Source organism: Mitsuaria sp. PDC51, from assembly GCF_900113225.1.
Lineage (GTDB): Bacteria > Pseudomonadota > Gammaproteobacteria > Burkholderiales > Burkholderiaceae_C > Roseateles.
This window is the reverse complement of sequence record NZ_FOZE01000001.1, coordinates 555,748-575,498: the sequence shown is the minus strand read 5'-3', so window position 1 is coordinate 575,498 and position 19,751 is coordinate 555,748. Positions and strand designations below refer to the sequence as shown.

The window sequence follows — 19,751 nt, the reverse complement described above, 5'->3', positions numbered from 1 at the left end:
GAGGTGAGGTCATCCCGATGTTGATTCGGCGGCGGCGATTGCGGCTCTCTCGTTCGGGGGAGCGGTGATGGCGCGCCTGCTTGGGCGGCGATGCCAGCACTCGCCCGCGAACGTGGGCCGCAGTGGCTGGCCGGTGAGGTCCTCGTCATCCCGCGCATTGCGGATTCGGAACCAACCGGAGTCGCTCGCGGTGATCTCGACACGGATGCGGATCCAGGTGCCCGAGGCCTTGTCGACCCACACGGGCGGCAGCGTGCCCAGCACGCGGACTTTCGCATTCGGCGCGGCGCGGACGTTCAGGCCGGCGGGGTCGGTTTCCTCGACGAAGGCGACGATCGAGCAGGGCGTGGCGGGCGACGGTGCGTCGGCCCGAGCAGCACCGGCGAATGCAGCGAGCGAGAGCGTCGTGAGGACGCGCAGTGAAGATTCAGCGGCAGTCGACCAGGACATGGAAGAACTTGGGGCATCGCACCGGGCAAGGCAATCACGATGTTTTCAGGCGGATGACTCGTGATGAAGAGCACCGCCCTCCGCGAAACGAGAACTCCATAACGGTCCATTCGCCTCCTCCACGCGCCGGGGCGGCTTCAAGACCACGGTGCTCGCTATGCTTGCCCGAGATCTTCAGGGAGAGAGCCGAATGGCCAGAAAGAAGAAGAGCGACGCGGAGACGGTCATCGACCTCTTCGCGTTGATGCCGTGGTGGGCCTGCGTGGCTCTGGCGGCGGTGGCGTACGTGGCGCTGCATGCGTTGGCGTCGAAGGCGCCGGCGACGGTGGATCCGGCGCAAGCGCTGAATCAGATGGACAAGCTCCTCGTCGGCGCGGCGCTTCGGGGTCTCGCGACCTTCGGGCAGTACCTCGTACCGGTTTTGCTGCTCGCGGCGGCGGCGGTGTCGGCGGTGCGTCGATACCGGCGCGGGAAGCTGCTCGAGGAGGCGCTGCGGTCGCAGGACGCCGCGGCAGTGGACGGCATGACCTGGCACGAGTTCGAGCTGCTGATCGGCGAGGCGTTCCGGCGCAAGGGCTATGCCGTGGTGGAGACGGGCGGCGGCGGCCCGGATGGCGGCATCGACCTGGTGCTCCGCAAGCCGGTCACGAACGGCAACGAGACCTACGTCGTGCAGTGCAAGCACTGGAAGGCCCAGAAGGTCGGCGTCGACGTGGTGCGGGAGCTCTACGGCGTGATGGCGGCCCGAGGCGCGGCGGGCGGGTTCGTGGTGACGTCGGGGAGGTTCACCACCGAGGCGATGGCGTTCGCGCAGGGGCGGAATGTCAGGCTCGTCGATGGGGCGAGGTTGAAGGAGCTGCTGGAAGTCGCGAGGACGGGTGGGCCTGGGAAGGCGGGCACTGTGCGCGATGAGCGGGCGAACGCGGAGATGACGATGGTCGTCTGCCCGCTGTGCTCAAGCGCAATGGTCAGGCGAGTCGCGAAACATGGGCCCAACGCCGGTGAGCAGTTTTATGGGTGCTCGACGTATCCGGTTTGTAGGGGGACGAGGGCGGCGTGAGGCCGGCCCTCGACGATTAAGGCCAAGTGCCTCGGGCGATTGAGAAAGAATCGCCGAAACAGTTCGTCCAACAGGGAGTGACATGAAGAAGAAGCCTTTCAGCTGGCTAGGCGCCAGCATGGTGTTTGCGATCGGCGCGGTCATCGTGCTCGTGCTGGCCATGTTTCTCGGACGCGGCCTCTCGATGAACACCAAGACAGGCGAAATCAAGGTGGATTCGAAACAGGCGGCGGAGGGTCAGCCTGTTGCCGAGACGTTCGGCAAGGCGTCGCCCATCGCGGGCGAGAAAGGCGCATCCGTCGAGGCGTCGATGACCTCCGAAAGCGCCGCCCCGTCCCGCGCCCCAGCAGCCAGCAGCTCGGCCAAGTTCGTCACGCATGGCGACGCATCGCCCATCGCGGTCGGCCCCGAGAGCCACGCCAGCGCAACGCTCAAGACCAAATGAAGGCCTTGCTCCTTCGAGCGATCGCGCTCGCCTCGCTCGCGCCGCTGCTGGCACACGCGGAACCTCAAGTCAGTACCTCTGGGCCGTGCTCGCCGATCGGCGCCTCCGGCGGCTCCGCGGAAGTGCGTTGCACCTTCGCAGCCCCCGCGCCAAAGCGCGCCAAGGTGGTCATCAAAAATGCTTGGCTGCGCCCTTCTCCGGGGTTCATGGTGCCCAGGACCTCTCACTCGAACGAGATCGCGTTCCTCACGGTGGTGTTGAGAAACCTGTCCGACAAGGACATCCTGCTGACCTCCGCCAAGCTGGAGGTCGTCGGGGCGGCGGGGGCGACCCTGCAGGGGCGGCACTTCGGGGCCGGAGTGCTTCAGCCCAGCATCGGAGACACAACTCCGATCCGCGTCCCGGCTGGCGACACCGCGCAAATCACGTTCGGCGACTCCATCGCCTTCCCTGGCTTGCTCGCGTCAATCGAAAAGTCGATCGATACCTCACAGATCATGGTGATCGAGGGCCTGAAACCGCCTCGAAGCAATGGAGATGAATTCTCTGAACAGCTCGCCGGCCTGATCGCGGAGAGCTACGGCAAGAACGCGTTCCTTCGCGCCTCCGTGTTCACGGAGGACTATCAGCTTCTTGAGGCTTTCAAGATTCCGTTGGGCAAGAGTTCGTCGTTCTTCTACGACGGCGAGCGGGTCAACAAAAAGACCGGCCGGCATGTGTTTGAGCCGCTCATTGCTTATGACGCGTTCCTCGGCTGCTACCTGAAGCTGAAGGCGCTGTATTTCCCCGACTTCAAAATCGCGGAGACACCGACAACATGCCTGGAAGGCATCCCCGACGACACGAAGCCCTTCGGCTATCGGTATCAGCAAGGCGAATGTAGGGCTGAGAAGAAGAGCGCGTCTGAAAAGCGGCTTCCGCCAGGATGCTGAAGGCGGGAGGGCTCGAAGAGGTCCATCTGCACTTGCTTGTGTAAGCCAAGGGCCATTTCGTTGACCCATTGATGCTAGTTGGACGCTACATTCGGCTCCCAAGGGAGCAAAAGAATGTCAGAGAGACCAAAGGCGCATTGGTGGGTCAATCACAAGCAGACCTTCGAGCAGGAGTTTGAGGGCGGCTACCTGTGGAGCCCAAAGACCTCGGCGTCCGGCGCGACGAACCAGTTCTACAACAACATGCGGCGCGCCAAGCCAGGCGACGACGTTGTTTCGTATGCCGACGGCCGTATCCGAGCTCTAGGAGTCGTCACGGACACCGCCACCACGGCGCCCAAACCGGCGACCTTCCGATCTGTCGGATCGAATTGGTCGGAATGGGGATGGCTTTTGCCTGTCCAGTGGCAATCCGTTCGAGTTGAAGCGCGGCCCACCGATGATCTCGTGCGCCTCTTGCCGGCCTTACCTCAAAAGTACTCGCCGCTGAATACTGCAACGGGCAAGGGAAATCAAAACGCCTATTTGTCGGAGATCAGTCCGGGCCTCATGGCATTAGCCCTGGAGTGGGCACAAGGCGTCAGCGGCCCGGTACGTCCCCCGTGCGAAAGTGGGGTGATCCTGGACCAGCTCGAAGAGAAGGAATGCGAGGAGATTCAGCGCGACTCCGCGCTATCGCAATCAGAGCGGGAGACGCTCATCCTTGCTCGGAAAGGCCAAGGGGCCTTCCGGGATCAAGTGATCCGTCAGCATGCGCAATGCGTGGTGACAGGCGTCAAAGATCTTCGCCTTCTTCGAGCAAGCCATATCAAACCTTGGCGCTTGTGCTCGACATCAATCGAGCGATTGGATCCTCGCAACGGGCTACTCCTTGCGCCCAATCTGGATCAGCTCTTCGATAAAGGCTTGATCTCTTTCGGAGAGGATGGCTCGTTGTTGGTGTCTTTAACACTGGATGCACAAGATGTGAGTGCATTGGGCCTCGTTCAGCATAGTAATGCCAAGGTTTCACTTGTCCCGCATTCACAATACATCGTCTACCACAGGACACAAATATTCATTCCATAGCATCCATGCTGCTCGCATTGATCGCAATGCAAAATCATCCACCAACGCAGCACGCCGCCGACTTTACGAAAACTTGGCCAATGGTCAAAGATCGCAAGCCCACGAACGTTACTGCATAGTGTCGCGCCGGGGAGGCCGAATGTCGAAACACCACTTCAAGATTTACTTCTCCGATATCTTTGAGGTATCACCCGAGAGCCTCGAAGACTACGGCGCCTTCAACATCTCACTTATTAACGACTTGCCGCTCTTCGTTGATCCATTCCTACTTTTCAATAGCAAGCACCAGGAGTACCAACGCCTTCATTCCGAGATGATTAAATACATGCTCTTTTTGAAGGAGAATTCCAACAACGACTTACCTCCGGGACTCATTAGGGCTTGGTATTATTTTCCGGAAGTTAAGGAAAACTGGTTCGGCTTCAGCGAGAAGGGCAATGGTGGCCGAGGTCTCGGAGCAGACTTTGCGAAATCACTGAAACGAAATATGACCTCGGTTTTTCGAGACTTCGGAGACGAAAAATCGACCGGCACGCATCTTGGTAAACTAACCCTCATCAAGAATGGCGTAGGAAAGGATCAAATTAGCGATTTCACTTGCAATCTCATACGCGGATTCCTTGCAAGTTACACTGAGACATTCGCCACGAAGCACATCGACCGGAAATATTTGCAGCGCTTTAATATTCCCAAAGTTGATTTCAATTACACAACGAGAACATGGGCTTCAGGCCAATACCTCCTTCCAAAGTTTGGAAATGAATTCGTTCTTTTAACTCCAGTCGATATCTTAACCAAGGATGAGGCTTGGATTTCTCACAAAGGATTTGTGGAAGATTTCTCGGCCATCATGTCGAGTGTGGATAACGAGACGCTTAGAAGCCAGATTGAACAATATTTCGTGCAGCAATTGCCTACAGAGGCCACTCGAAGAGAAGTAGAAAAAGCTATCGAGACCGTGGTTAGCAAATACCCCGAACTTCTCGACGTTTATGTGAAGCGCCAAGAAGACGCGGGCGCTCAAGCAACATCAAGCTCCGCGGGAAAGGTTCAAGCAGCTCAACAGTTATTTGTTAAAAGTCTAAAAGCGCTTGTTGAACTCCTCGACAAGACCCAGTTCTATCAGACGGGTCGTACGAGTTACGAAGAGGGGATGCAGCGCGTTCTTTTTCTTAAGCACGTAATTGAAAAGCAGGATGGCTATCGGATCTTCTACATAAAGGGAAAGCCAATAAAACGTGAGAAAGATCTGCAGATCATGTTTAAGCTGACGTGGTTCGCTTCCGACTTTAGCGCTGACGCCGAAGTCAACAACGGGCGAGGGCCAGCCGACTTTCAGGTATCTTATGGAAGTGCCGACAAATCGATAATCGAATTCAAGCTGGCTTCCAATAGTCAAATTGAAAAGAACCTAAGAACCCAGGCCGAAATTTATTCCGACGCTTCCCGAGCGACACATCCCCCGATTAAAGCGATCCTGTACTTCAAGCTTGAGGAGCTTGCCAAGGTTCAAAGGATAATGCGGGACCTGAAACTTGAGAAATGCAAAGACATAGTGTTCATCGATGCCACAGAGAAGGAATCAGCATCAAAGAGCTGACGGGCAAGTCTGAGCCATCTGTCTATCCCGCGCTAGAAGAGTCGTGATACACAGTGCAGTCCCAGATCACATCGCATGCCTGCGAAGAGCTCCCCCGCTCAGTTCCGTACACGAAGTTTGAGCCGGTTCGCTATCGCGCTTGCTTCAGCTCTAGAGTAATCGCTATTCGGCACTAGGACATGGCGCGAAAGGGCAGCGCTATCAGCGTCTTTCACGCCCCAATCGGCCTTTCGAAAAGGCTCGTCGAACTGTGCTGCAACACACATTCACATCGAACCTAATGACGAAGGGTTGAAAATCTATGTTGCGGCGCCATTTCCACAGCTCAGCAGAATAACGGCTCGGCGTCGGATTCCGTCCAAGCGATTCAATAGTTTCATCCGCTGAATGCGTTAACCGCCGGTTGACCGTTAAACACCCCGTCATTGTTCGAAGCGCATGAAAGTGATTTATCGAACTGGTAGGCCGTACAGGACTTGAACCTGTGACCAAAGGATTATGAGTCCTCTGCTCTAACCAACTGAGCTAACGGCCCCCTGGGGGTAATGCGCATATACGAACCCTGGCGGATTCGCGTGTTCCGGCTTTGCACCGGAGGCGCGGATTGTAAGCATGCTTAAGCGCCGCGCTTGAGCATGCTCACTTCTGCGACAACGCATTGCTCACCATCCTCGACGTGATGTCGACGATCTCGATCATCCGGTCGTAGGCCATCCGCGTCGGGCCGATGACCCCCAGCGTCCCGACCACCTCCCCATCGACCTCATACGGCGCCGACACGATGGACAGCTCCTCCACCGGCACCACCTGGCTCTCGCCGCCGATGTAGATCCGCACCCCCTCCGCGCGCGAGGACACATCCAGCAGCCGCATCAGCTGCGTCTTCTGCTCGAAGAGGTCGAACATCCTGCGCAGGCTGCCCATGTCGTGGCTGAAGTCCTGCACCGTCAGCAAGTTGCGCTCGCCGGAAATGATCATCGGCTCGTGCTCCTGCAGCCCCTGCTGGCCCACGTCCACCGCCGCGCTCATCAGCTTGGCGATCTCCCCGCGCAACTGATCCACCTCCAGCCGCAGGCGGTCCCGCACCACGTCCAGGCTCAGCCCCGCGTAATGCGCGTTCAGCCGGTTGCTCGCCTCCGTCAGGTCCGACTGCGACAGGTCCTGCGCCGTGAACACCAGCCGGTTCTGCACGTCCCCGTCCGGCGACACCATGATCACCAGCACCCGGCGCTCGCCCAGCCGCAGGAACTCGATGTGATGGAACACAGCCGTCTTGCGCGGCGACGTCACCACCCCCACGAAACTCGACAGGCTGCTCAGCAGCTGCGCCGCGTTCGCGATCACCCGTTGCGGTTGATCCGGCAGCAGCTGGCTTTCGAAGGACCCCGCCTCGCGCGGCATCCCCGGCTTGGCCGTCAGCAGCGTGTCCACGAACAGCCGGTAACCCCGCGCCGTCGGAATCCGCCCCGCGCTGGTGTGCGGGCTGGCAATCAGACCCAGCTCCTCCAGGTCGGCCATCACGTTGCGGATCGTCGCCGGGCTCAGCTCCAGCCCGGACGCCTTCGACAGCGTGCGGGAGCCCACCGGCTGGCCATCGGCGATGTACCGCTCCACCAGAGCCTTCAGCAGTGTTTTCGCGCGGTCGTCGAGCATGTTTTTCATTCTAGTGAAGCCACCAGCGGCACCCCTTCCCAGCCCCCCGGCCCCGCCACCTCGCTGTGGTGTAATTCCGCGCTATGTCCAAGCGCTTCCGTCACGTGGCCATCGTCGGAAAACCCCAGTCCCGGGGCATCCGGCCCATCCTGGAAGAGATTGCCGATTTTGTCGCCTCCCAGGGATTGGATGTTTCCCTCGAACAGGAAACCGCCGACAGCACCGGCATCACCGCCTTCCCCGCATTGACCCACGCCGAACTCGGCACCCAGTGCGACCTGGCCATCGTGGTCGGCGGCGACGGCACCATGCTCGGCTTCGCCCGCCAGGTCGCCCGCTACGGCCTGCCCCTGGTCGGCATCAACCAGGGCCGCCTGGGCTTCATCACCGACATCTCCGCCGACCAGTTCCGCGACGCCCTCGCCCCCATCCTCGCCGGTGACTTCGAGATCGAGCACCGCTCCCTGCTCGAAGGCGCCGTCTTCCGCGACGGCGAACAGATCTTCTCCGGCGTGGCCCTGAACGACGTCGTGGTCTCCCGCGGCGCCACCGCCGCCATGGTCGAGCTGCGCGTGGACGTCGGCGACGAGTTCGTCGCCAACATGCGCGCCGACGGCGTCATCGTCGGCACCCCCACCGGCTCCACCGCCTACGCGCTGTCCGCCGGCGGCCCCATCCTCCACCCCGGCATCGCCGGCTGGGTGCTGCTGCCGATCGCGTCCCACGCGCTCTCCAACCGCCCCATCGTCCTGCCCGACAGCGGCGAGGTGCGCCTGACCATCGTCGCCGGCCGCGATGCCTCGGTGAACTTCGACATGCAATCCCTGGCCTCGCTGCTGCACGGCGACTGCATCACCGTGCGCCGCTCCCAGCACCGCGCACCCTTCCTGCATCCGCGCGGCTGGTCCTACTACGCCACGCTGCGCCGCAAGCTCCGCTGGAACGAAGGAAACACCTGATGCTGCGCCGCCTGAGCCTCAAGGACTTCGTCATCGTCCCGGCGCTGGAGCTGGATTTCGCCGCCGGTTTCTCCGCCCTCACCGGCGAGACCGGCGCCGGCAAGTCCATCCTGATCGACGCGCTGCAGCTGGCCCTGGGCTCGCGCGGCGACGCCGCCGTCGTGCGCGAGGGTGCCACCCGCGCCGAGATCTCCGCCGAGTTCGACCGCCCCGCCGCCCTCGCCGCCTGGCTGGAGGAAGCCGGCTTCGACACCACCGACGGCGCCGAGGACACGCTGCTGCTGCGCCGCGTCATCGACGCCCAGGGCAAGAGCCGCGCGTGGATCAACGGCGGCACCGCCACCGTCGCCCAGCTGCGCGAGCTGGCCGAACACCTGCTCGACATCCACGGCCAGCACGCCTGGCAAGGCCTGACCCGGCCGGCCAGCGTGCGCGAGTTGCTGGACAGCTTCGCCCAGATCGAGACCCGGTCGATGGCCGCCGCCTTCAGCGAGTGGCGCCAGGCCAGCGAGGCGCTCGGCGCCGCGCAGTCCAGGCAGGCCGACCTGGCGCGCGAGCATGAGCGCCTGAGCTGGCAGATCGGCGAGGTCGACCGCCTCGCGCCCGGCGCCGACGAGTGGGACGAACTCAACGCGGAGCACCAGCGCCTGTCGCATGCGCAATCGCTGATGGACGCCGCGCGCGGCGCGCTGGAGCGCATCGCGGAGGCCGAGATCAATGCCGAGTCGCTGACCGACGAAGCGCTGTCCGCGCTGCAGGACGTGCTCGGCTACGACGCCGGGCTGCAGGACACGGTCAACGCGCTGCTGGGCGCGCAAGCCCAGTTGCAGGACGCCGCGCACAGCCTCGGCGCCTACCTGCATGCCGCCGACCTCGATCCGGACCGGCTGCGGCAGCTCGACGACCGCCTGTCCGCCTGGGTCACGCTCGCCCGCCGCTATCGCCGCCAGCCGGCCGAGCTGCCGGCGCTGCTGGCCGAATGGAAGGCCGAGCTCGCGCAGCTCGACGCCGCCTCCGACCTCGACGCGCTGCAGGCCCGCCAGGCTGACGCGCTCAAGCGCTACCAGAAGGAAGCCAAGGCCGTCAGCACCGCGCGCGCCAAGGCGGCGCCGGCCTTGTCGAATGCGGTGTCGCAGGCGATGCAGCAGCTCGGCATGGCCGGCGGCCGCTTCGAGGTCGCGCTGCTGGCGCAGGACGAGCCGCAGGGCTTCGGGATGGAATCGGCCGAGTTCCTCGTCGCCGGCCACGCCGGCAGCACGCCGCGCCCGCTGGCCAAGGTCGCGTCGGGCGGCGAGCTCTCGCGCATCGCGCTGGCCATCGCCGTCACCACCAGCCAGCAGAACAGCGGCGCCGGCACGCTGATCTTCGATGAGATCGATGCCGGCGTCGGCGGCGCGGTCGCCGAAACCGTCGGCCGCCTGATGAAGCAGCTCGGCCAGCGGGTGCAGGTGCTCGCGGTCACCCACCTGCCGCAGGTCGCCGCCTGCGCCGATCACCACTTCCTCGTCGCCAAGGCGCTCAAGGACGGCAAGACCAACTCCGAGGTCCGCCCCATCGCCGGCGAGGCCCGCACCGCCGAGATCGCCCGCATGCTCGGCGGCGAGCGCCTGTCGTCGACCTCGCTGGCCCATGCGCAGGAGATGCTGGACCTGTCCGCCAAGTCCACGCCTGCCGCGGCCGCCACGCCCGCCGCGCCCGCGGCCGCCGGCAGGAAGGTCAAGCCATGAGCGCGCCCCACACCGCGCCGGTGCCGGCGCCTCAGGCCACGCCCAATGCCAACTCGCCGCGCGGCGAGGTGGTGCTCGTCACCGGCATGTCCGGCGGCGGCAAGTCGATCGCGATGCATGCGCTCGAGGACGCCGGCTTCTTCTGCGTCGACAACCTGCCGCCCGAGCTGCTGCCGCAGTTCCTCGACCTGGAGCGCCAGCGCGGCTGGCGCCGCGTCGCCATCGCGGTGGACGTGCGCAGCGCCGGCTCGCTGCCGCAGCTGCTGGGCCACATCAAGACCATGCGCCAGGAAGGCGTGTCGCTGCGCTCGATCTTCCTGGACGCCGACGACGACACGCTGCTGCGCCGCTTCTCCGAGACGCGCCGCCCGCATCCGCTGCGCGTCGGCAACGAGGACAGCGACACCCACCGCGCGCTGCAGGAGGCGATCGCGCTGGAGCGCGAGCTGCTGACGCCGCTGCGGATGGAATCCACCGTCATCGACAGCAGCCAGCTCCGCCCGGCGCAGCTGCGCGGCTGGTTGCGGGACCTGGTGCATGTCAGCGGCGCCTCGCTGACGCTGGTGTTCGAGTCCTTCGCGTTCAAGCACGGCGTGCCCAGCGACGCGGACTTCGTCTTCGACGTGCGCGTGCTGCCCAACCCGTATTACGACCGCGAGCTGCGGCCCTTCACCGGCCGCGACGAGCCGGTCGCGGCCTATCTGGAAGGCCAGCCGGAGGTGCGCTTGATGCTGAGCCAGATCGGCGCCTTCATCGCGCAGTGGCTGCCCAACTTCGCGCAGGACCAGCGCAGCTACCTGACCGTGGCCATCGGCTGCACCGGCGGCCAGCACCGCTCGGTCTATCTCGTCGAGACGTTGGCCAAGCAGTTCGCGTATCACGGCCAGGTGCTGAAGCGGCACCGCGAGCTGGACGCCCGCTGAGCCGTCCGCTCAGACGGCGCTCGCGCCGCCCTCCTCGCGTGCCTGCTCCATCTCCTGCACCTGGTTGAACAGCAGGATGCCCAGCACCACCGAGGCGAAGGGCATCAACACCAGCATCAGCAGCAGCCACAGCACCACGTTGCGCCCGGCGCGCTTGAGCGCGATGCCCATGTAGGCGAAATGCGCGCACAGGCCGGCGAACAGGCCCAGGCCGAACATGGTCAGCTTGGCGGGATCGCCCTCCCCGGGCACCTGCGTCTCGCTGATCAGGAACCACAGGCACACGCCGCTGGCGAGCACCGCGATGAAAGCCGATTCCAGTGCGCTCTTGAGGGCCGCGGCCCGGCCCGGCTTGACGTCGTTCGACATGGTGTCCCTGAATGCGGTGGTGGCGTGCGCGGGCCTGTCGTGGCCCGTTCTGGCAATCGCGGGAGCATAACGGAGCGGCGCCCGCCGGGAACCGGCGGAACCCCGCGCCCGACCCGGAAACCGGGGGTCGCCGCCCAGCGCGCGGCCGCCTCAGTCCAGCAGCTTCTTCAGCGGCGCCGGCAGCGCGTACTCGCCCAGCCGCTCACGCGCGACCCACACGCCTTCGCCCGCCGGCCGCGTCTCGCGCGGCAGCAGCGCCCGGCGCGGATGCAGCAGCCAGTCGAAATGCGTCAGCACATGCTTGACCCGCGGCAGCGGTTCCGGCGCCGCCACGCCCAGTGCAGCGCTTTGCGCGGTCAGCGTGGCCTCGTCGTCGAACAGCGGCAGCGTCCAGAGCCCGCCCCAGACGCCCTCGGCCGGCCGCTGCTGCAGCCAGACGCGGCCCTCGTGCTCCAGCCACAGCCACCAGCTCTCCCGCTGGCCGCGCTTGAGCTTCTTGGTCTTGACCGGATAGCGGGTGGGCTCGCCCTGCGCCAGCCCGGTGCACAGCGCCGCCACCGGGCACAGCAGGCACTGCGGGCTGCGCGTCGCGCACAGGCTGGCGCCGAGGTCCATCAGGCCCTGCGTGTACGCGGGCATGTCCTCGGGCGACGACGGCAGCAGCGCCTCAGCCTGGCGCCACAGGCGCTTCTCCTGCGCGGCCGAGGACTGGTCGCCGTCGAAGGCCAGCAGCCGGCCCAGCACGCGCTTGACGTTGCCGTCCAGGATGGCCACGCGCTCGCCGAAGCAGAAAGACGCGATCGCCGCCGCCGTCGAGCGCCCGATGCCCGGCAGCTCCGCCAGTTCGGCGGCGCTGCGCGGGAAGGCCCCGCCATGGCGCTCGACGACCGCCTGCGCGCACTTGTGCAGGTTGCGCGCCCGGCTGTAGTAGCCCAGCCCGGCCCAGGCGGCCATGACCTCGTCGCTGGGCGCCGCGGCCAGCGCGGCCACGTCGGGGAAGCGCTCCAGGAAGCGCTTGTAGTAGCCCAGCACCGTCGTCACCTGCGTCTGCTGCAGCATGATTTCCGACAGCCAGACCCGGTACGGGTCGCGCGTGTTCTGCCACGGCAGGTCGTGCCGCCCCTCGCGGCGCTGCCACGCGAGCAGCCGCGGGGCGAAGTCGCCGCGCAGCGCCGCCACGCGGGCGTCCAGGTCGGCATCGGGGATCGGGGAGTCGGGCGTCGTTCTCAAGGCTTGCTTCTTGGCTGGCGTACTGGCGCTCATCGCTTTGGCGCTCATCGCTTCTGGCAGACCGGACAGAAGAAGGTCGAGCGCTGCCCCTGCACGATGCGCCGGATCGGCGTGCCGCAGGCGCGGCAGGGTTCGCCCTCGCGGCCATAGACGCGCGCCTGCATCTGGAAACTGCCCGCCACGCCGTGCGCATCCTTGAAGTCCCGCAGCGTGCTGCCGCCGGCCTCGAGCGCCTCGCCCAGCACCTGCCGCAGCGCCGCCGCCAGCTTGGCGGCGCGCGGCCGGCTCAGCTTGCCCGCCGCCAGGCGCGGATCGACGCCGGCCAGGAACAGCGCTTCGCACGCATAGATGTTGCCCGCGCCGACGACCACGTCGCCGGCCAGGATCGCCTGCTTCACCGCCACGCGCCGGCCGCGGAAACCGTCATGCAGGTAGGGGCCGTGGAATTCGATGTCGAAGGGCTCCAGCCCGATCCGGGCCAGCAGCTTGGCCGCCGGCTCGACGGCCAGTCCGTCCGACCAGACCACCGCGCCGAAGCGCCGCGGATCGGTCAGGCGCAGCACGCCGCGGTCGGTGACCAGCTCGAAGTGGTCGTGCGGCCCCGCGGCGGGGGGCTGCTCGCGGAAGGCCAGCGAGCCCGACATGCCCAGGTGTAGCAACAGGCCGCCGCCGCTCTCGTCCGGATGGCCGGGCTGCTCGGCCGTCGCCACCAGCGGCAGCCAGATGTACTTGCCGCGGCGCTGGGCCTCGCCGACCCGGCGCCCCACCAGCCGTTCCGCCGCCACGCCCAGCGGCCAGCGCAGTGGTTTTCCCAGCCGCACGTCCAGCACGCGCGCGCCGGCGATGGCCGGCGCAAAACTTCGTCGTGTAACTTCAACTTCCGGTAACTCGGGCATCCCGGAATCATAGGCGCGGCGCCCGCGCCGCTTCCCTAGAATGGTCCGCGGCTTGCCCGTCAGGCCTTCCCGCCCAGTTCAGGAGTTCCTCATGCCCGCCCTCGTGCGCCACCGCTGGTGGCTCCCAGCCGCCCTCGCCCTGAGCTGCGCCGCCCACGCCCAGACCCAGCCCCCGCAAGCGCCGGCCGCGGCCGACGCGCCCGCCTCCGCCGCCTCGGCGCCGGTCGTCAATTCCGACCTCGACGCGCCGATGTTCTACCAGCTGCTGATCGGCGAGCTCGAGCTCCAGGGCGGCCAGGCCGGCGTCGCCTACCAGGTGCTGCTCGACGCCGCCCGCCGCAGCAACGACGAGGAACTGTTCCGCCGCGTGGTCCAGATCGCGCTGCAGTCGCGCGCCGGCGACCAGGCCGCCATCGCCGCCCGCGCCTGGCGCGAGGCACTGCCGACTTCGCTGGAGGCGCACCGCACGCAGATCCAGTTGCTCGCGCTGCTGAACCGCCCGGCCGAGATCCCGCCGGTGCTGCGCTCGCTGCTGGCGCTGACGCCGGCCGACGGCCGCGGCGCGCTGATCGCGGCGCTGCCGGCGCTGTTCCAGCGCAGCCCGGAACCGGCGCGCGTGCTGGAGGCCTTCGAGCCGCTGCTGCGCGAGACCGCCGCGAAGCCGGAGACGCGTTTCTCGTCGCTGCTGGTGCTGGCCCAGCTCGCCAAGAACGCGGACCGCTACGAGACCGCGCTGATCCACGTCCGCGCCGCCGCGAAGGACTTCCCCGAGCGCGAGGAACCGCTGCTGATGGCGCTGGAGCTGCTGCCGCGCCGCCCCGAGGCCGAGGCGCTGGTCACCGCCGAGCTGCAGGCCAAGCCCGACAAGCAGGCGCTGCGCCTGGCCTACGCCCGCGCGCTGGCACGGGCCCAGCGGCCCGGCGACGCCGCGCGGGAGTTCCGCGTGCTGACGCAGGAGTCGCCCGAGGACGCGTCCCACTGGCTGGCGCTGGGCGCGCTGGAGCTGGATTTGCAGCATCCCGACGCGGCCGAGACCGCGCTGCAGCGCTATCTGAAGCTGGTGGACAAGCCCGGCGGCGACTCGTCCTCGCTGGCGGAGCGCGCGATCGCGGCAGCCGGCCTGGACAAGGCCGACAAGGAAGCCCGCCTGCAGGGCCAGCTGCTGCTGGCACAGGCCGCGGAGATGCGCGGCGACTTCAAGACCGCCGAGAAGCGCCTGGCCGGCATCGAGGCCGCGCCGGGCAACCTGGACATCGCCTACCGCCGCGCCTCGCTGCTGGCGCGCCAGGGCCGGCTCGACGAGGGCCGCGAACTGCTGCGGCAACTGCCCGCCGACCGCGACCAGGACCGCCGCGCCCGCGTGCTGGCCGAATCCCAGCTGCTGCGCGAAAACAAGCAGTGGCAGGCCGCCTACGACCTGCTCGGCCAGGCGATCAAGCAGTCGCCCGAGGATGCGGACCTGATCTACGAGCAGTCGATGATGGCCGAGAAGCTCGGCCGGGCGCAGGAGATGGAAGCGCTGCTGCAGAAGGTCATCCAGCTCAAGCCGCAGCACTACCACGCGTACAACGCCCTGGGTTACTCGCTGGCCGATCGCAACGAGCGGCTGCAGGAGGCGCGCGACCTGATCTCCAAGGCGCTGAGCTTCGCGCCGGGCGAGCCCTTCATCGTCGACAGCATGGGCTGGGTGGAATTCCGCCTCGGCCGGCTGGGCGAGGCCGAGCGGCTGCTGCGCCAGGCCTACGGCTCGCGCCCGGACGCGGAGATCGCCGCCCACCTCGGCGAGGTGCTCTGGGCCGCCGGCCAGCAGGACGAGGCGCGCCGCGTCCTCGCCGATGCCGCCAGACGCGATCCGCGCAACGAGGCGCTGCAGTCGGTGATGCAACGCCTGCAGGTCCGTCCCTGATGCGGCGGCGGCAATTCCACCTCGGCGCGCTGGCCGTTCTCGGGGCGACGGCGCTCGCCGGTTGCAGCTCGGTGCCCCGGGCCTCGGGCGCGGACGCCGCCGCGCTGGCGCAGGCGCCCCGCCTGACCGGCAAGTTCGGGCTGATCGTGCCGGCCGGCCCCGGTGGCCAGCCGCGCGGGCAGAACGTCAACGCCAGCTTCGAGCTGCTCGGCGATCCCCGCCGCGGCCAGCTCGAAATGAGCACGCCGATGGGCAGCCTGGTCGCGCGGGTGTCGTGGCAGCCGGGCTCCGCCTGGGTCAAGACGCCCGACGGCGACCGCGCCTACGACGACATCGACGCGCTGACGCAGGAGCTGCTCGGCGAGGCGCTGCCCGTGCAGGCCCTGTTCGACTGGCTGCGCGGGCGGCCCTGGCCGCAGGCGCCGTCGCGGGCGGCGGACGGCACCGGCTTCCAGCAACTGGGCTGGCAGGTGGACCTACGCCGCTTCGGCGACCAGCTGATCTCCGCCCAGCGCCTCAACCCGAATGGATCCGAACCGCTGGCGACGCTGCGCCTGAAACTCGACGCGCCCGTCAGCCCTTGATATCCCGGCGTGGCGCCGGGGTATTTTTCGAGCACTTTTCACGAGGGAATCGCGCGCGGCTCGTTAATCGCACGCACGGCCCCTGAATACTCGGCGGCATACTGCGCCGCCATGTCGACGCCCATGATCCCGATTTCCACCGCTGCGCCCTTGAAGGCGCTCTACGACGTGCCGGCGCCGGCCAAACTCAACCTGTTCCTGCACGTGGTGGGCAAGCGGGCGGACGGCTATCACCTGCTGCAGTCGCTGTTCGTGCTGGTCGACTGGACTGACACGCTGCATTTCGAGCGCCGCGAGGACGGCGCGCTGCGCCGCCACGACCGCGGCGACGCGCTGCCGGCGGACGACCTCTGCCTGCGCGCCGCGCGTGCGCTGCAGCAGGCCAGCGGCTGCGCCTTCGGCGCCGACATCCACATCGAGAAGCGCCTGCCCTCGGGCGCGGGCATGGGCGGCGGATCCTCGGATGCCGCCAGCACGCTGCTGGCGCTGAACCGGCTGTGGGGGCTGAACTGGTCCCGTCGGCGGCTATTGCCGATCGCGCTCCAACTGGGCGCAGACGTGCCGTTCTTCGTCGGCGGGCGCAATGCCTTCGTCGAAGGCATCGGCGAGGTCCTCACCCCGGTGGCGGTGCCCGAGTTGCGCCTGGCGGTGGTCAAACCCGCGGTCAGCATCGGCACCAAGGAAATTTTTTCGAGCCCGCTGTTGCAAAGGTCGGAAAGCGTGGCTATAGTAGCGGGCTTTCCTGCAGCGAACGGCAGACGCAGCGAAGATAGTCTGGTTACCCCGGTAGCGGATTTTCCAAGCGACGAAGCCAATAGCTCGGGTGAACGCAAAGGCAATATCTGCCGCGATCACCAAACGCAAGAAATACCCGTGCAGCAGTTGTACGAAGGTTGGGGCAGAAATGATCTGCAACCGCCCGCGGAAGCTGCCAGTCACGAAGTATCGACAGCGCTTGAATGGTTGCAAACCCGCTACGAAAATTCTCGGATGACGGGTTCAGGCAGTGCGGTTTTTGCTATAGTTCGGCCCTCGCGAATTGCAACGCAAACAGCAGTGCAAAACGCGGTGCAGGAAAAGGACACGGTCACCGGCCTGGAGAGCAATCTCAAGGCGACACCGGAAGGTGAGTTCCAGGAACTCCCGGACGGTTGGGTCGGAAGGATGTGTCGCAGTCTGTCGGTCCACCCTTTGCGGGGCTGGGCGGAAGACTGAAGGTTGTAGGGTGTTGTTCCTCGAACAATGTCCTGTGTAGGGGAGTCGCCAAGTTGGTTAAGGCATCGGATTTTGATTCCGACATGCGAGGGTTCGAGTCCTTCCTCCCCTGCCAAATTCTCAGTTTCAATCCGGGACCCGCTGGGTTGGCCACCGGGCCATAAATCTAAGGATGGCCCGTCGTGCTGCTCAATACCGTCCTCTTCACGGGTAACGCTAACCCGTCCCTCTCCAAGGAAATCGCCTCGCATCTGGGCCTCGAGCTCGGCAAGGCCGTGGTCGGTCGTTTTTCCGACGGTGAAGTGACGGTCGAGATCCAGCAGAACGTCCGCGCCCGCGACGTGTTCGTGATCCAGCCCACCTGCGCGCCCACGAACGAGAACCTGATGGAGCTGCTGATCATGGTCGATGCGTTGAAGCGCGCCAGCGCGCGCCGCATCACCGCCGTGATCCCCTACTTCGGTTATGCCCGCCAGGACCGCCGTCCGCGTTCGACGCGCGTGCCCATCTCGGCCAAGGTCGTGGCCAACCTGCTGGAGACCGTCGGCGTCGAGCGCGTCCTGACCATGGACCTGCACGCGGACCAGATCCAGGGCTTCTTCGACATCCCGGTCGACAACATCTACGCCTCGCCGGTGCTGCTGTCGGACCTGAAGGCCCGCAACTACAGCGACCTGGTGGTGGTCAGCCCCGACGTCGGCGGCGTGGTGCGCGCCCGCGCGCTGGCCAAGCAGCTGGGCTGCGACCTGGCGATCATCGACAAGCGCCGTCCGGCGGCCAACGTCTCGGAAGTGATGCACGTCATCGGCGAGATCGACGGCCGCAACTGCGTGATCATGGACGACATGATCGACACGGCCGGCACGCTGGTGAAGGCTGCGGAAGTGCTGAAGGACCGCGGCGCCAAGAGCGTCTTCGCCTACTGCACCCATCCCATCCTGTCGGGCCCGGCGATCGAGCGCATCGCCGGCTCCCACCTGGACGAAGTCGTCATCAGCAACACGATCCCGCTGTCGGAAGCCGCCAAGGCCTGCGGCAAGATCCGCCAGCTGTCCGTTGCCTTCCTGTTCGCCGAAACCATCCGCCGCATTTCGGACGGTGAATCGGTGACCTCCCTCTTCAGCGAGCAGAACAACAACTTCTGATCGCGTTGCCAGTTCCGGCCGCTGTTCGCGAGGACAGCGGCCGTTTCGTGAAGGTGCCTGGTCGCGGGGCCTTCAACCGGAGCGCCATGGGGGTGCTCCGTCAATTTGGAGTCAGATATGAAATTCGTCGCTTTCGAGCGTAAGCAGCAGGGGACCGGAGCGAGCCGCCGCCTGCGTTTCGCCGGCAAGGTGCCCGGCATCGTCTACGGTGCTGGCGAGCCGGCCCTGGTCGAGCTGGACCACAACGCGCTGTACCACGCCATGAAGAAGGAAGCTTTCCACAGCTCCATCCTCGACATGGAAGTGGACGGCAAGACCACGCAAGTGCTGCTGCGTGACTTCCAGATGCACCCGTACAAGCAGCAAGTGCTGCACGTGGACTTCCAGCGCGTCGACGCCACGACCCGCATCACCAAGAAGGTGCCGCTGCACTTCGTCGGTGAAGCCGAGTCGCCGGCCGTCAAGACCGACAAGGGCACCGTGAACCACGTGCTGACCCAGCTGGAAATCACCTGCCTGGCGCAACAGCTGCCCGAGTTCATCGAAGTGGACCTGAGCAACCTGACGATGGGTCACTCGATCCATGTGAACGACCTGAAGCTGGCCGATCACATCAAGGTCGTGACGCACGGCAAGCCGAACCCGGTCGTCGCCACCCCGGTGCCCCCGGTCGTGGAAGAGATCGTGGTGGCCGCCGCTCCGGCCGCGGACGACAAGAAAAAGAAGAAGAAGTAATTTCTTCCTCTGCGACGGGCATGCAGCTGACGAGGCACGTGTCCATCGCCCCGAAGAAGGCCCCGCTTGCGGGGCCTTCTGCATTTGGGCTCGACGCTGATAATTCCTCCCCATGATTCGTCTCTTTGTCGGCTTGGGCAATCCCGGCCCGGAATATGAGGACACGCGGCACAACGCCGGGTTCTGGTGGATCGACGCGCTGGCGCGCGGCCTCAAGGTCACGCCGCAGCTGGACACCAAGTACTTCGGCCTGGTGGCGCGCGTCAACGATGCGCCGGGCGCCGCCGGTCCGATCTGGCTGCTGCAGCCCATGACCTACATGAATCTCTCCGGCAAGTCGGTGGCGGCGCTGGCGCGTTTCTTCAAGATCGCGCCGGAGGAGATCCTGGCGATCCACGACGAGCTCGAGATCGCGCCGGGCGAGCTCAAGCTCAAGCAGGGCGGCGGCAACGCCGGCCACAACGGCCTGAAGGACATGCAGGCCCAGCTGGGCAGCGCGAACTTCTGGCGCTTGCGGCTGGGCATCGGCCATCCGGGCCACAAGGGCGAGGTTGCCGGCTACGTGCTGCGCAAGCCGCCGCTGGCGGAGCGCCAGGCGGTGGAGGACAGCATCGCCAAGTCCTTCGAGGCCTTCAAGCTGATGACCGCCGGCGACATGGCCAAGGCCGTGGCGCTGCTGCATGCCAAGCCGCCCAGACCCAAGCCCCCCCGCCCCGCCCACCTGCCGCCGAAACCGGGCGCCCCGACAGGCGCCCCGGCGGACGCCCCACCGATGGGGGCGTCGGCCGCCGCCACGCCGGCGACGTCCACTCCCCCCGTTCCCGATCCCGTTCCCCCGACCTCCGGAGCCTGAC

At 66.0% G+C, this 19,751-nt stretch carries 19 protein-coding genes and 2 tRNA genes; 15 read left to right on the top strand and 6 right to left on the bottom strand.

The window, feature by feature from the left end; all coding sequences use genetic code 11:
* Positions 1–9: 9 nt before the first annotated feature.
* Positions 10–450, bottom strand: a complete 441-nt coding sequence (locus BM393_RS02595) for an SH3 domain-containing protein (protein ID WP_091721387.1) — start codon at positions 448–450, stop codon at positions 10–12.
* 190 nt (positions 451–640) lie between these two features.
* On the opposite strand from BM393_RS02595, the gene BM393_RS02590 reads away from it, so the two are divergent.
* The 5 genes from BM393_RS02590 (at position 641) to BM393_RS02570 (ending at position 5,555) form a co-directional block, all read left to right on the top strand.
* Positions 641–1,510 carry a restriction endonuclease gene (locus tag BM393_RS02590; RefSeq protein WP_091721382.1) on the top strand — a complete coding sequence of 290 codons (870 nt, stop codon included), beginning with the start codon at positions 641–643 and terminating at the stop codon, positions 1,508–1,510.
* 82 nt (positions 1,511–1,592) lie between these two features.
* A complete protein-coding gene (locus tag BM393_RS02585; RefSeq protein WP_091721378.1) occupies positions 1,593–1,955 on the top strand; it encodes a hypothetical protein in 363 nt (120 codons plus the stop codon).
* Positions 1,952–2,887 carry a hypothetical protein gene (locus BM393_RS02580; RefSeq protein ID WP_141225208.1) on the top strand — a complete coding sequence of 312 codons (936 nt, stop codon included), beginning with the start codon at positions 1,952–1,954 and terminating at the stop codon, positions 2,885–2,887. Before BM393_RS02585 ends, BM393_RS02580 begins: the two co-directional genes overlap by 4 nt.
* Positions 2,888–3,001: 114 nt before the next feature.
* The gene (locus BM393_RS02575; protein WP_091721369.1) at positions 3,002–3,955 is read left to right on the top strand and encodes an HNH endonuclease; all 954 of its coding nucleotides are present in this window, start codon (positions 3,002–3,004) and stop codon (positions 3,953–3,955) included.
* Between the two features lie 139 nt (positions 3,956–4,094).
* Positions 4,095–5,555, top strand: a complete 1,461-nt coding sequence (locus tag BM393_RS02570; protein WP_091721365.1) for a hypothetical protein — start codon at positions 4,095–4,097, stop codon at positions 5,553–5,555.
* Positions 5,556–6,013: 458 nt separating this feature from the next.
* Here the strand turns inward: BM393_RS02570 and BM393_RS02565 are convergent.
* Positions 6,014–6,090: transfer RNA gene (locus tag BM393_RS02565), tRNA-Ile, on the bottom strand.
* Positions 6,091–6,194: 104 nt separating this feature from the next.
* Positions 6,195–7,208 carry a heat-inducible transcriptional repressor HrcA gene (gene hrcA, locus BM393_RS02560; protein WP_091721362.1) on the bottom strand — a complete coding sequence of 338 codons (1,014 nt, stop codon included), beginning with the start codon at positions 7,206–7,208 and terminating at the stop codon, positions 6,195–6,197.
* Positions 7,209–7,291: 83 nt separating this feature from the next.
* Here hrcA and BM393_RS02555 point away from each other — a divergent pair, with 83 nt between their 5' ends.
* From BM393_RS02555 to rapZ, 3 genes are read left to right on the top strand one after another with little or no spacing between them, the layout of a single operon-like run.
* Positions 7,292–8,167 (top strand): NAD kinase, encoded by an 876-nt coding sequence (locus tag BM393_RS02555; protein ID WP_091721359.1) that lies wholly within the window; start codon positions 7,292–7,294, stop codon positions 8,165–8,167.
* Positions 8,167–9,894 (top strand): DNA repair protein RecN, encoded by a 1,728-nt coding sequence (gene recN, locus BM393_RS02550; RefSeq protein ID WP_175538160.1) that lies wholly within the window; start codon positions 8,167–8,169, stop codon positions 9,892–9,894. Before BM393_RS02555 ends, recN begins: the two co-directional genes overlap by 1 nt.
* Positions 9,891–10,817, top strand: coding sequence for an RNase adapter RapZ (gene rapZ, locus BM393_RS02545; protein ID WP_091721353.1), 927 nt, complete (start codon positions 9,891–9,893; stop codon positions 10,815–10,817). The genes recN and rapZ overlap by 4 nt, the downstream gene beginning before the upstream one ends.
* Before the next feature lie 9 nt (positions 10,818–10,826).
* On the opposite strand, the gene BM393_RS02540 is transcribed toward rapZ, so the two are convergent.
* The 3 genes from BM393_RS02540 to mutM all read right to left on the bottom strand — a co-directional run bounded on the left by BM393_RS02540 (position 10,827) and on the right by mutM (position 13,312).
* The gene (locus BM393_RS02540; protein ID WP_091721350.1) at positions 10,827–11,186 is read right to left on the bottom strand and encodes a hypothetical protein; all 360 of its coding nucleotides are present in this window, start codon (positions 11,184–11,186) and stop codon (positions 10,827–10,829) included.
* Positions 11,187–11,336: 150 nt separating this feature from the next.
* Complete coding sequence (gene mutY / locus BM393_RS02535; protein ID WP_091724955.1) at positions 11,337–12,449, bottom strand: A/G-specific adenine glycosylase; 1,113 nt, start codon at positions 12,447–12,449, stop codon at positions 11,337–11,339.
* A gap of 11 nt (positions 12,450–12,460) precedes the next feature.
* Positions 12,461–13,312 carry a bifunctional DNA-formamidopyrimidine glycosylase/DNA-(apurinic or apyrimidinic site) lyase gene (gene mutM, locus BM393_RS02530; protein WP_091721346.1) on the bottom strand — a complete coding sequence of 284 codons (852 nt, stop codon included), beginning with the start codon at positions 13,310–13,312 and terminating at the stop codon, positions 12,461–12,463.
* 91 nt (positions 13,313–13,403) lie between these two features.
* Between mutM and BM393_RS02525 the strand changes: the two genes are divergently transcribed.
* The 7 genes from BM393_RS02525 (at position 13,404) to pth (ending at position 19,750) form a co-directional block, all read left to right on the top strand.
* A complete protein-coding gene (locus BM393_RS02525; RefSeq protein WP_091721343.1) occupies positions 13,404–15,218 on the top strand; it encodes a tetratricopeptide repeat protein in 1,815 nt (604 codons plus the stop codon).
* On the top strand, positions 15,218–15,802 hold the full coding sequence (locus tag BM393_RS02520) for an outer membrane lipoprotein LolB (protein ID WP_091721340.1): 585 nt from the start codon (positions 15,218–15,220) through the stop codon (positions 15,800–15,802). The genes BM393_RS02525 and BM393_RS02520 overlap by 1 nt, the downstream gene beginning before the upstream one ends.
* A 111-nt stretch (positions 15,803–15,913) precedes the next feature.
* A complete protein-coding gene (ispE, locus tag BM393_RS26405) occupies positions 15,914–17,017 on the top strand; it encodes a 4-(cytidine 5'-diphospho)-2-C-methyl-D-erythritol kinase (RefSeq protein WP_091721337.1) in 1,104 nt (367 codons plus the stop codon).
* Between the two features lie 38 nt (positions 17,018–17,055).
* Positions 17,056–17,132, top strand: a tRNA-Gln gene (locus BM393_RS02510).
* Between the two features lie 67 nt (positions 17,133–17,199).
* Positions 17,200–18,162, top strand: coding sequence for a ribose-phosphate pyrophosphokinase (locus BM393_RS02505; protein ID WP_091721334.1), 963 nt, complete (start codon positions 17,200–17,202; stop codon positions 18,160–18,162).
* Between the two features lie 117 nt (positions 18,163–18,279).
* Positions 18,280–18,897: a 50S ribosomal protein L25/general stress protein Ctc gene (locus BM393_RS02500; RefSeq protein WP_091721331.1), complete on the top strand. Its 618-nt coding sequence runs from the start codon at positions 18,280–18,282 to the stop codon at positions 18,895–18,897.
* Positions 18,898–19,009: 112 nt separating this feature from the next.
* On the top strand, positions 19,010–19,750 hold the full coding sequence (gene pth, locus BM393_RS02495) for an aminoacyl-tRNA hydrolase (protein WP_091721328.1): 741 nt from the start codon (positions 19,010–19,012) through the stop codon (positions 19,748–19,750).
* The last annotated feature ends 1 nt before the right edge of the window (position 19,751 follow it).